The sequence below is a fragment of the Mesorhizobium sp. WSM3873 genome (assembly GCF_001672445.1).
Taxonomy (GTDB): domain Bacteria; phylum Pseudomonadota; class Alphaproteobacteria; order Rhizobiales; family Rhizobiaceae; genus Mesorhizobium.
On record NZ_LYTM01000034.1, the window covers coordinates 46,383 to 58,971 of the forward strand.

General features: G+C 63.4%; 14 protein-coding genes. 5 read left to right on the forward strand and 9 right to left on the reverse strand.

Going from position 1 to position 12,589, the window contains the following annotated elements; translation table 11 throughout:
• Positions 1 to 158: 158 nt before the first annotated feature.
• Complete coding sequence (locus A9K71_RS19895; protein ID WP_066999654.1) at positions 159 to 2,228, reverse strand: ASKHA domain-containing protein; 2,070 nt, start codon at positions 2,226 to 2,228, stop codon at positions 159 to 161.
• A gap of 89 nt (positions 2,229 to 2,317) precedes the next feature.
• Here A9K71_RS19895 and A9K71_RS19900 point away from each other — a divergent pair, with 89 nt between their 5' ends.
• Positions 2,318 to 2,560: a hypothetical protein gene (locus tag A9K71_RS19900; RefSeq protein WP_245299687.1), complete on the forward strand. Its 243-nt coding sequence runs from the start codon at positions 2,318 to 2,320 to the stop codon at positions 2,558 to 2,560.
• Between the two features lie 79 nt (positions 2,561 to 2,639).
• Here the strand turns inward: A9K71_RS19900 and A9K71_RS19905 are convergent, their stop codons facing one another.
• From A9K71_RS19905 to A9K71_RS19935, 7 genes are all read right to left on the reverse strand, one after another.
• Positions 2,640 to 3,617: a methyltetrahydrofolate cobalamin methyltransferase gene (locus tag A9K71_RS19905; RefSeq protein WP_066999662.1), complete on the reverse strand. Its 978-nt coding sequence runs from the start codon at positions 3,615 to 3,617 to the stop codon at positions 2,640 to 2,642.
• A gap of 138 nt (positions 3,618 to 3,755) precedes the next feature.
• Positions 3,756 to 4,850, reverse strand: coding sequence for a methylenetetrahydrofolate reductase (locus A9K71_RS19910; protein WP_066999665.1), 1,095 nt, complete (start codon positions 4,848 to 4,850; stop codon positions 3,756 to 3,758).
• Positions 4,847 to 5,446, reverse strand: a complete 600-nt coding sequence (locus tag A9K71_RS19915; RefSeq protein WP_066999668.1) for a methylenetetrahydrofolate reductase C-terminal domain-containing protein — start codon at positions 5,444 to 5,446, stop codon at positions 4,847 to 4,849. Before A9K71_RS19915 ends, A9K71_RS19910 begins: the two co-directional genes overlap by 4 nt.
• Positions 5,439 to 5,741: a virulence factor gene (locus A9K71_RS19920; RefSeq protein WP_066999671.1), complete on the reverse strand. Its 303-nt coding sequence runs from the start codon at positions 5,739 to 5,741 to the stop codon at positions 5,439 to 5,441. Before A9K71_RS19920 ends, A9K71_RS19915 begins: the two co-directional genes overlap by 8 nt.
• A gap of 134 nt (positions 5,742 to 5,875) precedes the next feature.
• Positions 5,876 to 6,658 carry a formyl transferase gene (locus A9K71_RS19925; RefSeq protein WP_066999675.1) on the reverse strand — a complete coding sequence of 261 codons (783 nt, stop codon included), beginning with the start codon at positions 6,656 to 6,658 and terminating at the stop codon, positions 5,876 to 5,878.
• 104 nt (positions 6,659 to 6,762) lie between these two features.
• Complete coding sequence (locus A9K71_RS19930; RefSeq protein WP_066999678.1) at positions 6,763 to 7,338, reverse strand: DUF4893 domain-containing protein; 576 nt, start codon at positions 7,336 to 7,338, stop codon at positions 6,763 to 6,765.
• A 167-nt stretch (positions 7,339 to 7,505) separates the two neighbouring features.
• Positions 7,506 to 8,135 carry a DUF1638 domain-containing protein gene (locus tag A9K71_RS19935; protein WP_066999681.1) on the reverse strand — a complete coding sequence of 210 codons (630 nt, stop codon included), beginning with the start codon at positions 8,133 to 8,135 and terminating at the stop codon, positions 7,506 to 7,508.
• A gap of 56 nt (positions 8,136 to 8,191) precedes the next feature.
• On the opposite strand from A9K71_RS19935, the gene A9K71_RS19940 reads away from it, so the two are divergent.
• The gene (locus tag A9K71_RS19940) at positions 8,192 to 8,329 is read left to right on the forward strand and encodes an entericidin A/B family lipoprotein (RefSeq protein WP_019858698.1); all 138 of its coding nucleotides are present in this window, start codon (positions 8,192 to 8,194) and stop codon (positions 8,327 to 8,329) included.
• Positions 8,330 to 8,415: 86 nt separating this feature from the next.
• Here A9K71_RS19940 and A9K71_RS19945 read toward each other — a convergent pair whose 3' ends face one another.
• On the reverse strand, positions 8,416 to 9,114 hold the full coding sequence (locus A9K71_RS19945; protein ID WP_066999684.1) for a B12-binding domain-containing protein: 699 nt from the start codon (positions 9,112 to 9,114) through the stop codon (positions 8,416 to 8,418).
• Positions 9,115 to 9,395: 281 nt separating this feature from the next.
• Here A9K71_RS19945 and A9K71_RS19950 point away from each other — a divergent pair, with 281 nt between their 5' ends.
• The 3 genes from A9K71_RS19950 (at position 9,396) to A9K71_RS19960 (ending at position 12,585) form a co-directional block, all read left to right on the forward strand.
• Complete coding sequence (locus tag A9K71_RS19950; protein WP_066999687.1) at positions 9,396 to 10,970, forward strand: trimethylamine methyltransferase family protein; 1,575 nt, start codon at positions 9,396 to 9,398, stop codon at positions 10,968 to 10,970.
• A gap of 89 nt (positions 10,971 to 11,059) precedes the next feature.
• On the forward strand, positions 11,060 to 11,749 hold the full coding sequence (locus tag A9K71_RS19955) for a hypothetical protein (RefSeq protein WP_066999689.1): 690 nt from the start codon (positions 11,060 to 11,062) through the stop codon (positions 11,747 to 11,749).
• Between the two features lie 104 nt (positions 11,750 to 11,853).
• The gene (locus A9K71_RS19960) at positions 11,854 to 12,585 is read left to right on the forward strand and encodes a dienelactone hydrolase family protein (RefSeq protein ID WP_066999696.1); all 732 of its coding nucleotides are present in this window, start codon (positions 11,854 to 11,856) and stop codon (positions 12,583 to 12,585) included.
• The last annotated feature ends 4 nt before the right edge of the window (positions 12,586 to 12,589 follow it).

The window sequence follows — 12,589 nt, forward strand, 5'->3', positions numbered from 1 at the left end:
GCTCGAAGACATTTCGCGCCAGCCCTTCGATGGCGGGCTAAATGCGCCCGGCATGTTTCCGGCGGATTTCACGAAAACAGCGTTCCGGTTTCCGGATCGATGGATCCGGAAACGTTTGCATGCATACGAACCAAAGATAGGCTTCGGGCGAAGGGAACCTATTCGCGCCCGCGCCGCGCCGCCCGTTCCTCGCGCGAGCGCCGGCGCGGGGTGGCGTCGCCCGCGGTGCCATCCTCGCCGACCGTCTTGCGCGGCGGCAGCTTCACTGCGGCCGCGAGCTTCGGGAAAGGGTCAACCTTGTTCGGCAGCGCCATGGCGTAGACGAAGTGCTCCTGGAATTTAGGCTCCAGCGCGGTTTCGATCTTTTCGATCCTGCTCACCGTCTCCTCGATCTCACGGCGGTAGCCGCGATTGAGGAGCGCCATGCGCGCGCCGGCGCCGGCGGCGTTGCCGACGGCCGAGACCTTGTCGAGATCGCAATCGGGAATGAGCCCCAGCACCATGGCGTATTTCGGGTCGATGAAAGAACCGAAGGCACCGGCGAAATGGATGCGGTCGACATGGTCGGTGTGCTGCTTTTCCATCAACAGCTTGGTGCCGGCGTAGAGCGCCGCCTTGGCGAGCTGGATGGCGCGCACGTCGTTCTGGGTGATGGTGATCTTCGGCTCGCCGTCCTTCAGCACATAGGAGAAGGTGCGGCCGTTGGCGACGATGCGCGGCGAGCGCGCACCAAGCGATCCGTCGACGACGCCGTCCTCGGAGATGATACCGGCGAGATACATCTCGGCCACCACTTCGATGATGCCGGAGCCGCAAATGCCAGTGACGCCGGTCGCCTGCACGCTTTCGGCAAAGCCCGGCTGATCCGACCAGAGTTCCGAACCGATGACGCGGTAGCGCGGCTCAAGCGTGTCGGGATCGATGCGCACGCGCTCGATGGCGCCGGGCGCCGCGCGCTGGCCGCCGGAAATCTCGGCGCCCTCGAAGGCCGGGCCGGTGGGAGAGGAGGCCGCAACGACGCGCGTGCTGTTGCCGAGCACGATCTCGGCATTGGTGCCAACGTCGACGATCAGCATCATCTCGTCCTGGCGGTGCGGACCCTCGGAGAGCGTGACCGCGGCTGCGTCGGCGCCGACATGGCCGGCGATACAAGGGAGCATATAAAGGCGCGCGCCCTGGTTCAGTTTCAAGCCGAGATCGGAGGCCTTGATGCGCACGGCGCCGGAAACGGCGAGCGCGAACGGCGCGCCGCCGAGCTCGGTCGGATCGATGCCGAGAAACAGATGATGCATGATCGGATTGCCGACGAACACCGCGTCGAGGATGTCGTTGCGCTGGACATTGCCTTCCGCACAGACCTTGTCGACCAGTCCGGAAACGGCCTCGCGCACGGCGACCGTCATGCCCTCGCGGCCGTCCGGGTTCATCATCACGTAGGAGACGCGGCTCATCAGATCCTCGCCGAAGCGGATCTGCGGATTGGAGGTGCCGGAAGAGGCGGCGACGCGGCCCGACAGCAGCGACACGAGATGCATGGCAATGGTCGTCGAGCCGATGTCGCAGGCGAGCCCGTAGGCCTCGTTCTTCAGGCCTGGCCACAGCGCGATGACGCGCGCGATGTCGCTGTCCGCATCCTTGTGGATGGCGGCGGTGGCGGTCCAATTGCCCTTGCGCAGAATGCCCTGCACCTGCGGCATGAGATAGAAGTCGAACTCGACATTCTTGAACCCCCAGTCCTTCATCAAGGCGATCTTGAGTCGGTCGAGGTCGCCGAGCGGCTTGTGCATGTCGGGCTCTTCAATCTCGACATAGCACATGCGGATTGCCGTATCGCGAGCGATCACCCTGGTGTCGGCTGCCTTGCGGATGGTCTGGGCGTTGATGACCGTGTCCTGCGGCACGTCAATGACGAGGTCGCCGAGAATCTGCGCCGAGCAGGAGAGGCGGCGGCGCTCGGGCAGGCCGCGCACGCGCTCGTAGCGCTCTTCCTTGGCGCCCTTGGGCGAGATGTGGTCGTTGGCAGAGACGATCTTGTGCTTGGCGAAATTGCCTTCCTGCACCTCGATCTGGCAGCGCCCGCAAGTGGCGCGGCCGCCGCACACGCTCTCGACATAGACGCCGAGCTGGCGCGCGGCGTCCAGCACCGGCGTGCCAACGGGAAACCGCCCGCGCTTGCCTGACGGCATGAACAGCACAAGCGGATCGGTGATGTTGGGCGGGGGATTCATGCTGGCACGCGTCTCGATGGCAATTGCCGATACCGTTTAACGGATCGTTTTACTGTTGGGTGGAGTGTACGTTGGTCCAGGGGCCAAACATGTCGGATATTCTGCTGCCCGCCATCTTCACCGCTTTCACCATGGTGCGCGTGCTCAAAGGCCCATGGCTGCGCAATCCGCAATATCTGGCCTCCGGAATTCTCGGCGCGATCGTCGGAGCGCTCCTGCTCCACGCATTCTGGCCCGCCTACGACGATGATGTCATCGTCGGCGGCGGCACAGGCATCTTCGGATCCTGGGCTGGAATGGCGTTGTTCGACGCCATATTGGGCGTCGCCTGACCGCAAAGCAGACTTCTCCGACCGCATCGACGATGCGACCGGATCAGGGCTGTTTGCAATGCGGCTCACGATTGCGCGCTTACCCCCTGGCCATGCGGGCTTCACGACCGCCGCGGCGACGCCCGCCGACAGCGGCGGCGCCATCGCCAGGGGCGGTGACCGCGACCGGAGCCGCGACCGCATGGCCGCCTTCGAACGGCTTGTAGTCCTTGTAGGTGCGGATCCAGTTGGTGCAGTTCTCGTCGGTGCCGTTGAGCACGTTGGCGCCGCGCACGGCCTCCATCTCCTGCGGGCGGACCGGGTTCATGATGGCGCTCGTCATGCCGGCGCCGATCACCATCGGGATGAAGGCGGCGTTGATGCCGTGGCGATGCGGCAGGCCAAACGAGATGTTGGAAAGGCCGCAAGTGGTGTTGACCTTGAGTTCCTCGCGCAGCCGGCGCAGCAGTGCGAACACCTGGCGGCCGGCATCGCCCAGCGCGCCGATCGGCATCACCAGCGGATCGACGACGACGTCATGCGCGGGAATGCCGTGATCGGCGCAGCGCTCGACGATCTTCTTGGCGACCGCGAAGCGGACGTCCGGATCCATCGAGATGCCGGTCTCGTCATTGGAGATGGCGACGACCGGAACGTTGTATTTCTTGACCAGCGGCAGGATGGCTTCGAGCTTCTCTTCCTCGCCGGTGACGGAGTTGACCAGCGGGCGCCCCTTGGCGACCTTCAGCGCCGCCTCGATCGCGGCGGTCACCGAAGAGTCGATAGACAGCGGCAGATCGACCAGGTTCTGCACGATCTCCAGCGTCTGCACCAAAAGCGCCGGCTCGGTCGCATTGGGGTCGACGGCGGTGACGCCGGCATTGACGTCGAGCATGGTGGCGCCGCAGGCGGCCTGTTCCAGCGCATCCTTGATGACGGTCTCGAAGTTGCCGGCCACCATCTCGGCGGCCAGCTTCTTGCGGCCGGTCGGGTTGATGCGCTCGCCGATCACGCAGAAGGGCTGATCGAAGCCGATGACGATTTCTCGGGTCGCCGAGGCGACGATGGTGCGGGTCATGCAATCTCTCCGTCGGGATATAAAGAGTTCTTTATATCGTTATCTGGTCTTGTTCAAGCGGACGGGTGCCGGCCGCGCCTTGGACTTTAAGTTCATGTATGTCGCCCAAAACCGGTTCCCAATTTTGGGCGACATACATCAATGCGCGGTCTTCACCATGTCGACCTGGGTTTCGGTAATCTCGTCGTGCAGTATGTGGTCGAGCCGCTCGGCGACGATCTGATCGTCGCGGCGGATCTCCCGCTTCCAGGGTTGGCGGCCTTTCAGCACGCCGGATTCATCGACGATCTCGGCGACATACTCTTCCTGGCGGTAGGCCATCACATGGACGCCGGCGACGCCCGGAATTTCCTTCACCTCGTTGATGATGTCGATGCAGAGCTGCTTGCCTTCCTTCTTCTGGTCCTGCGCGCCTTCGAGCCGCTTGATCACCGCATCGGGGATATGGATGCCCGGCACGTTGGAGCGGATCCATTTGGCGGTCTTGGCAGAGGCGAGCGGCCCGACGCCGCACAGGATGAACACTTTTTCGGTGTGGCCGAGGTCGCGCGCCTTTTGCATGAAGGTTCGGAACATCGGCACATCGAAGCAGTATTGCGTCTGCACGAATTGCGCGCCGGCGGCGATCTTCTTGCCGAGATGGATGGGACGGAAATCGTAAGGCGGCGCGAAGGGGTTTACGGCAGCACCGAGGAAGATCTGCGGCGGCGTCGTCAGCTTGCGGCCGGACAGGAACTTGCCGTTGTCGCGCATGATGCGGATGGTTTCGAGCAGCGACATGGAATCGAGGTCGAAGACCGGCTTGGCGCCCGGCTGATCGCCGGCCTGCACGCCGTCGCCGGTGAGGCAGAGCATGTTGGCGACGCCCATTGCCGCCCCGCCCAGCACGTCGCCCTGAATGGCGATGCGGTTCTTGTCGCGGCAGGCGATCTGCATGATCGGGGCGTAGCCCATGCGGGTCAAAAGCGCGCAGATGCCGACCGACGACATGTGGCAGTTGGCGCCGGAGGCGTCGACCGCGTTGATGGCGTCGACCCAACCGTCGAAGATCTTGGCGCGGTTGTAGACGTCTTCAGGGTCGGCGCTGTCGGGCGGGTTGAGCTCGGTCGTCACCGCGAACTCGCCGCGGCGCAGCACGCGCTCCAACCGACCGCGCGACGAATGGCCGGGCAGGGGATCGAGCGGCAGGTGAACGCCGGCCGGGTTCTCGTCGCGCTGGTGGCGGATGCTCATGCTGAAGCTCCGGGGTTCTGCGGATTCTGGGCGGCTTCACGCGCCGCGGCCGCCTGCGCGGTCACCCTGAGCCAGGCCGAGGTTTCGCGCAGCGACTGATCGACCGGCTTCTGCACGGTGAGGATCTTGTCGCCATGCTTCATGTTGCGGGAGCCTTCCCAGGCCTTGACCCAGACGCAGGGCATGTCCGGCTCGACCTCGCAATTGCCGTTGGCGCGCACGCCGCCGCACGGGCCGTTGCGCAGCTGCTTCGGGCAGTTCATCGGACACGACATGCCGGTGGAGGAGAGCACGCACTGGCCGCACATGCGGCAGTCGAACATGAAGCCCTTGACGCGTTTCTCGACGAATTTCACAGGCGCTTCGACGCGGCCGTAGCCGATGCCCTTCCACAAAGGATGCAAGAGCAGGAAGACATCGGCGAACCTGCCATAGAACCATTCGAGCAGTCGCGAATGGCGGATGGACCACAACCTCACGGCAAAAGTGCGCTGGACGCGGCGTTGCGGCGACACGTCCGCGGGCTTGTAGTCGGACTTCGGCGCCGCCTTCTTGACCAGGGTGGCCTGGGTGACCGCCGGCTGCTTCTCAGACATTTTCTTTCCCGCCAGCCTTGACCAGAGCGACCAGCCGCTCGCGGTCATATTTCGTATCGAGTTCCTGGTAGGCCTTCTCAACCTCGGCTTCGATGTCGTCGCCGACCGGAACCGGATCGGCCTTACGCCATTCGGCGAGGTAATCGTCGGTGCCGCCGGCGCCGGTGCGCATGGCGCACATGTCGATCGCCTCGGTGAAGCGCAGCGGCAGCTCGCGCTTGGCGTTCTGCCGGCCTTTCTTGACGATGACCTGCGCAGGGATATCGCGCCAATAGACGACGATCAGATCGGCCATGAATTCTCACTCCTCGATGTTGGGAGCATTGCCGCATGCGCCCTTGTGCCGCTTGTTATGGGACGACGCGCGCGCCTTCAAAAGCGACGCTGGCGATGACGCAAAGCGAGTGCTGAATTTCCGACGCTGGCAGATTACCAGACGCGCTTCGTCAGGCCGGTCCAGAGGTAGAACCAAATCGTCGGGTGAAACCACTGTTTCGAGGGCAGGCCGGGATCGATCATCGTAAGTTTTCCCGCCAGCGTCTCGGCCACTGCCTGGACGCAGATGTCGCGGGAAAATGCCGCCTGCCGCAGCGCGTAGCTGGCGATGGTGTCGCCGCGTTTCGACTTGCCGCGCGCCTGCTTCAGCACTCCGCCGGTGTCGACGCCGGCATCGACCAGATGTACGGTGGTGCCGAAATTCACTCGATCGCCGGAGGCCAGCGCCCAGTAGCCGCCATTCATGCCACGATATTTCGGGGCAATGCCGGCGTGATAGTTAAGCACCGGGCAAGGCATCTTCGCGAGCGTATCCCTCGACAGCAGCCGGCAGCCGGCGAGGAGCACGACGCCCGGCCCGATCTTCTCGATCGCCTGAAGGCATTCCGGACCGTTGGCGGAAGGCACATGAATGATCGTCTGGGTCGGGCGAGGTTCTGTCTCGAGCTTTTCCTCGGCAATCAGCCGTGCAGCATGGCCGGCAAAGAACCGCTTGCCAAGCCTGGTCAGCAGCATCGTGCCGAGCTGGCCGATGGCCGAGATCCAGCCCTGGCGGCGGGCGCGGCCGAGCAGCAAACGCTTTTTTGATTCAGGGGTTTCGAGGATGACGCTGACAGGGCCGACGCGATCGGCGATGGCGTTGACGATGGCCCAGATATGCGGACCGCCTTCGGTGACGACCACAATCCGTCGCGGACTGGATTCCGACGTTGCCATGGCAAGCACCCGCTCTCAAAGTCGGGCGCATGCTAGGGCGAGCGGGTTAACCCTTGGTGAGACGCATGATCCTGGTCCGAAAGTCTGCAACTTTTCGGGCTCAGTCAGCGCTTGAATTCCATGATGTCGAGCTTCGATTCGTAATAGGGCGCGGGGAATTCGATGCGCCACTCGGTGGCGCTGTTGCGGAAGGCATAGCCCACTTGGTCGCTTTCGGCGCCGCTGCCATAGGGCTTGGCCTTGTCGTCATTGACCGAAAACGAGCCGAGATAGATGGCGCGCTTCTCACCGTCGTCGAAGAACCGACCGGTGGTGCGCTGGGAGCCGCTGATCTTCTGCAGCCGCCAGCCCGAGCCGTCCTCGGTGACCTTGCATTTGAACCAGCCATAGATGACGAGCGGGCTCAAGCCGCCGGCCTTGATGGTGCGACATTTCCAGTTGCCGGTCAGATCCTTGTCGGAGAAAGCGACCAGCGGCTTCGCGAGCAGCGCATCGAGTTGCTTGACCTCAGCCGGATCGCCGGCCTTTGCCTCTTCGAGAGCCGCCTTGCGCGTTTCGCCATATTTGTCGAGCCGCGCCTTGTCGGCGGCGGTGATCAGCTTCTGCACCTCGCCATCGGCATAGGCCGGCAGGGCAAAGCCAATAAGGCAAAGGGCGGCAAGCAGCAGGCGAGGGATCATGGACGTTCCCCGAATCGGTGGCTGGAACAGCTGTTTGGTCTGCTGGGGCACAACTTACCCGTTCGCAGGCCGCTGTCATCCGGCTTAACAGCGGCGGCGAGGGGGCTTCGTCTGCAAGTCGATCGTCCGTTCCGCTGGCCGCCGTTTGAAGCAGCCCTGCGAGAGCCTCAAGCGTTGGCTGCCGCCCGTGCCAGTTCACCCGTGAGATCGCCATAGCCGGTCGAGCGGCGCTCGTAGGCGAGGTCGAGCATGGCGGCGGCTTTCTCGGCAACCTTGTCGAGTTCCGGATCGTCGGTTTGCGCGAGATAGATCAGCTTCTCGTAATTGCCGAAATAGTCCTTGATAAGCTCGGGATGCCTGTCGAGCCCGAGCGGCTTGATGAAGAAGGCGTCGAATTGGCGGCAGAGGAAGTCGGTCATGTAGAACGACATCATGTCGCCGTCGGCGACCTTCGCGTAGGCGTCCATGCCCTGGTAGAAGGCGAAGCAATGGGGGCCGGCCATGCGCTCCACGCCATGCTTCTCGATCACGCGGTCGAGCATGCCGCCGGTGCCGCAATCGGCATAGCCGACGAAGATGTGGTTGTAGCCTTCCGCCTTGGCCTTTTCGATGGCCTTGTCCATGGCCGGCGCGATGCGGTCCGGATAGAAGTGGAACTCGGCCGGCAGGCAGGTCAACTCAAGGTGATCGAGCTTTAGCTGTTGCTTGACGGCCAAAACTTCGCGCGCAATCATCCCGCAGGCGATGACGAGCAGCCTGTCTGTTTGATTCGGTTTCGTTTTTTGCGTTTTGACCATGAACCAGTCGAGCCGGTTTTCGCTGCGGGGCTAATTATCTGTTGAGGGAGACACCCATGAAACTGCTACGCATCGCGCCGATTGCCATCCTTGCCTGCGCGCTTGCACTCACCGCCTGCGCCAACACCATTCGAGGCGTCGGCAAGGACGTCAAATCGACGGCGAGGGCGGTCAAAGACACTGTCGCCAACTGATCGTTCAGCCTGATCATCATCATCTGGGAACAAAAAAGCCGCGCTGCAAGGCGCGGCTTTTTTCGATCCATCCTGATGCCCTGGGATCAGGCGGAAGCGCGAACGTTGTGCTTGCGCTTCATGAAATCCTTGGCGGTCTCGACCGCCACCGCGGCATCGCGGCAATAGGCGTCGGCGCCGACGGCCTTGCCGAATTCCTCGTTGAGCGGCGCACCGCCGACCAGCACGACGTAATCGTCGCGAATGCCCTTTTCCTTCATCGTGTCGATAACGACCTTCATATAGGGCATGGTCGTCGTGAGCAGCGCCGACATGCCGATGATGTCGGGCTGATGCTGCTCGATCGCTTCCAGATATTTCTCGACCGCGTTGTTGATGCCGAGGTCGATGACATCGAAGCCGGCGCCCTCCATCATCATGCCGACGAGGTTCTTGCCGATGTCGTGGATGTCGCCCTTGACGGTGCCGATCACCATCTTGCCCTGCTTGGGCGCGCCGGTGGCGGCAAGCAGCGGGCGCAGGATGGCCATGCCGGCCTTCATGGCGTTGGCCGAGAGCAGCACTTCCGGCACGAACAGGATGCCATCGCGGAAATCTTCGCCGACGATGCGCATGCCTTCGACCAGCGCCTCGGTCAGCACCGTGTAGGGCTGCCAGCCGCGCTCAAGAAGGATATGCGTGCCTTCCTCGATCTCTTCCTTCAGCCCGTCATAAAGGTCGTCATGCATCTGCTGCACGAGTTCCTCGTCGGAAAGCTCGGAAAGGATGATCTCGTCGTCGGACATTTTTTCCTCGGGCTCCTTGCTGCTCGGAATGCTTGCTGCAGCTCAAAAATCGATGCGCCAATACCTAACCCGCGAGGGCAAGGTAGCCATAGCTGATTTGCGACTTCCCGCAAAAGGAAAGCGACTGAAAAGTTGGCGGTTTTCTTGTCGATTTTGCGACAGGCGTTGGCGCTGGCGGGCCGTTTCCAATAGGGTGCATGGCTACGATCCGGAAAGAAGCGGCGGCGAACCGGCCGCGAGCCAATTCAGGCCCAAATCTAAAATCTATAGGAAGAACGATCATGAGCGATAACGCGGCAGTCGAGCAGGAAGCGTCGGGCGGACGACGCGGACGCGGCGCCAGCGGCGGCGCGGCGGCCAGGCGTGCGGCGCGCGCAGGCGGCGGTCCGGGCACCCAGCTCACCTATATCAAGCGCAAGATCAACGTCTACGAGGTCCTCGACGAGGAAGGCCTGGCGTTGATCGAGAAAAACACAGACACGGTGCTGGAAGAGATCGGCATCATCTTCCGCGACGACGCCGAGGCGCTCGCGCTGTGGAAAGAGGCCGGCGCCGATGTGAAAGGCGAGCGCGTGCATTTTCCCAAGGGGCTTTGCCGCTCGCTGCTCAAGACCGCGCCTTCGATCTACACCCAGCATGCGCGCAATCCGGAGCGTTCGGTGCAGATCGGGGGCAAGGGAACGGTGTTCGCGCCGGTCTACGGCCCGCCCTTCGTGCGCGACCTCGACGGCAACCGCCGCTACGCAACGCTTGAGGATTTCCAGAATTTCGTGAAGCTCGCCTATATGGCGCCGTCGATCCACCATTCGGGCGGCACGGTATGCGAGCCGGTCGACGTGCCGGTCAATAAGCGCCATCTGGACATGGTCTATTCGCATATCCGCTATTCGGACAAACCGTTCATGGGCTCGGTGACGGCGCCGGAGCGGGCCGAGGATACGGTGGCGATGGCCAAGATCGTGTTCGGCGAGGATTTCGTCGAGAACAACACGGTGCTGACCAGCCTGATCAACGCCAACTCGCCGATGGTGTTCGACGAGACCATGCTCGGCGCGCTGAAAGTCTATTCGCGCCACAACCAGGCCTGCATTGTCACGCCGTTCATCCTGGCCGGCGCGATGAGCCCGGTGACGGTTGCCGGAACGCTGACGCAGATCCTGGCCGAGGTGCTTGCCGGCGCCTCTTTCACGCAGCTGATCAGGCCCGGCGCGCCGGTGCTGTTCGGCACTTTCGCCTCGTCGATCTCGATGCAGTCGGGCGCGCCGACTTTCGGCACGCCGGAACCGTCGCTGGTTTCCTATGGCGCAGCGCAGCTCGCGCGCCGGCTAGGCCTGCCGTTCCGCACCGGCGGCTCGCTCTGCGCCTCGAAGGTCCCGGATGCGCAGGCGGCCTATGAGAGCGCCAACACGCTGAACTCGACCATCCTTGCCGGCACCAACTTCGTGCTGCATTCGGCCGGCTGGCTCGAGGGCGGTCTCGCCTCCTGCTACGAGAAATTCATGATGGACATCGACCAGCTCGGCATGACGCAGAAATTCGCCGAGGGCGTCGACCTGTCGGAGAACGGCCAGGCGATGGACGCCATCCGCCAGGTCGGTCCGGGCAGCCACTATCTCGGCTGCGACCACACGCAGGCGAATTTCCAGACCGCCTTCTACCGCTCCAACATCGCCGACAACAATTCCTATGAGCAGTGGCTGGCCGAAGGCGAAAAGACAGCGCCGCAGCGCGCCAACGAGCTCGCTCGTCGCTGGCTGGAAAGCTACGAGGCACCGCATCTCGATCCGGCGATCGACGAGGCACTGAAGGATTTCATCGACAGGAAGAAGGCCTCGATGGCCGACGCCTTCACTTGAAAGGAGCCCGAGTCAGGCCGGGCTAAAGTCGCCAACATCATCCATAAGGAAGTCTGGCGGAGCGCGTTCTCCGACCCGGACAAGAAGGGATGACTTTTTCGCGCGGCACGATCGAAGGGACCGCGGCCGCGCTTGCCGCCGACGGCCTGATCCTTCGGGGCGGCTTTCGCTTCGCTAGTGATGAAGTGGCGCCTGCGGGGCTTTCAGGCGCGCCTGCGAAGTCCGCCCTCCTGGTCGGGCAGGCCGGCGCCGCACCCTGGCCGTACTTCCAGCGCTGGCTTGGGAAGCGGGCCAGCGGGATCATCAACCCGCTCGACACTTGGTCGCGGGAGGTGATCGGTGCGGTGGCGAAAGCGTTCGGCGCTCGCGCCGTGTCGCCCTCCGACAGGCCCTATCTGCCGTTCCAGCAATGGGCGATGCGGGCGGAAGGGTTGAAGCCGTCGCCGCTCGGCATCCTCATGCATCCGCAATATGGGTTGTGGCATGCCTATCGCGGCGCGCTGCTGTTCGAGGAAGAGATTTTCCTGCCCGAGCCTCGAGAAGCGATTCATCTCTGCGACACTTGCGTCGAAAAACCCTGCATGAAATCCTGTCCGGTCGATGCCTATTCCGAGCAGGGTTTTGCCCATGAAGCCTGTCTTGGGCATGTGCGCGGCCCCGGAGGTGGCTTGTGCCGCACGAGCGGCTGCGTCGACCGCAATGCATGTCCCTACGGGGCGGACTATCGCTATCCGCCAGAGGTGCAGGCCTTTCATATGGCGGCCTTTGCTCGGCTGTAAAATGAAGGCCAACCGCACGAAATCTTGAACGCCAGGCTCCGGGATTGTCTTGCCGGGCCGCTCCAGCCGGATATCTATCGCGCGGACAGACGACGGAGAGCAGCATGGCCAAGCAAGAGATCGAGATTGAAACCCGGGACGGGAAGGCCAAGGCCGGGCTGTTCCGACCGGCGGCGGCGGCCAGGGCCGGCGTCATCCTCTACATGGACATTTTCGGCCCGCGGCCGACGCTCGACCAGATGGCCGAACGCCTCGCAGGGCATGGCTATGCCGTGCTGGTGCCCGATCTGTTCTATCGCAGCGTGCCCTATGGACCGTTCGACCCTAAGACTGCGTTTGCTGAGAATAAGACCAGGGCTCAACTGACGGCGCTGAGCGGTGGCACCACGCAAGAGATGACCATCCGCGACAGCGTGGCCTTCCTCGATGCGCTCACTGCCGAAGGCCTAGACGGGCCGGTCGGCGTCGTCGGCTATTGCATGGGCGGCGCACGGGCTCTTAATGCCGCCGCGGCCTATCCCGACCGCATTGCTGCCGCCGCCAGCTTCCACGGCGGCAATCTGGCAAGCGACGCGCCCGACAGCCCGCACCGGAAGGCGGCGTCGATCAAGGCACGCATCTACGTCGGGGTCGCCGGCGTGGACCGTAGCTTTCCGCCGGAGCAATCGGCCCGGCTGGCAGAGGCGCTCAGGGTCGCCGAAGTCGACCACACGATCGAGAACTATGTCGGCGTCGGTCATGGCTGGTGCGTCAAGGACCACAGCGTCTATGACGAAGCGGGCGCCGAGCGCCACTGGAAGCGGCTCATCACGCTGTTCGCCGAAACCTTGGGGTAGGGTG

Bases quoted from the DNA above. Each gene is read 5' to 3' on its own strand.
- A9K71_RS19895 (WP_066999654.1), bottom strand. From the start codon at position 2,228: ATGAATCCCCCGCCCAACATCACCGATCCGCTTGTGCTGTTCATGCCG.
- A9K71_RS19900 (WP_245299687.1), top strand. From the start codon at position 2,318: ATGTCGGATATTCTGCTGCCCGCCATCTTCACCGCTTTCACCATGGTG.
- A9K71_RS19905 (WP_066999662.1), bottom strand. From the start codon at position 3,617: ATGACCCGCACCATCGTCGCCTCGGCGACCCGAGAAATCGTCATCGGC.
- A9K71_RS19910 (WP_066999665.1), bottom strand. From the start codon at position 4,850: ATGAGCATCCGCCACCAGCGCGACGAGAACCCGGCCGGCGTTCACCTG.
- A9K71_RS19915 (WP_066999668.1), bottom strand. From the start codon at position 5,446: ATGTCTGAGAAGCAGCCGGCGGTCACCCAGGCCACCCTGGTCAAGAAG.
- A9K71_RS19920 (WP_066999671.1), bottom strand. From the start codon at position 5,741: ATGGCCGATCTGATCGTCGTCTATTGGCGCGATATCCCTGCGCAGGTC.
- A9K71_RS19925 (WP_066999675.1), bottom strand. From the start codon at position 6,658: ATGGCAACGTCGGAATCCAGTCCGCGACGGATTGTGGTCGTCACCGAA.
- A9K71_RS19930 (WP_066999678.1), bottom strand. From the start codon at position 7,338: ATGATCCCTCGCCTGCTGCTTGCCGCCCTTTGCCTTATTGGCTTTGCC.
- A9K71_RS19935 (WP_066999681.1), bottom strand. From the start codon at position 8,135: ATGGTCAAAACGCAAAAAACGAAACCGAATCAAACAGACAGGCTGCTC.
- A9K71_RS19940 (WP_019858698.1), top strand. From the start codon at position 8,192: ATGAAACTGCTACGCATCGCGCCGATTGCCATCCTTGCCTGCGCGCTT.
- A9K71_RS19945 (WP_066999684.1), bottom strand. From the start codon at position 9,114: ATGTCCGACGACGAGATCATCCTTTCCGAGCTTTCCGACGAGGAACTC.
- A9K71_RS19950 (WP_066999687.1), top strand. From the start codon at position 9,396: ATGAGCGATAACGCGGCAGTCGAGCAGGAAGCGTCGGGCGGACGACGC.
- A9K71_RS19955 (WP_066999689.1), top strand. From the start codon at position 11,060: ATGACTTTTTCGCGCGGCACGATCGAAGGGACCGCGGCCGCGCTTGCC.
- A9K71_RS19960 (WP_066999696.1), top strand. From the start codon at position 11,854: ATGGCCAAGCAAGAGATCGAGATTGAAACCCGGGACGGGAAGGCCAAG.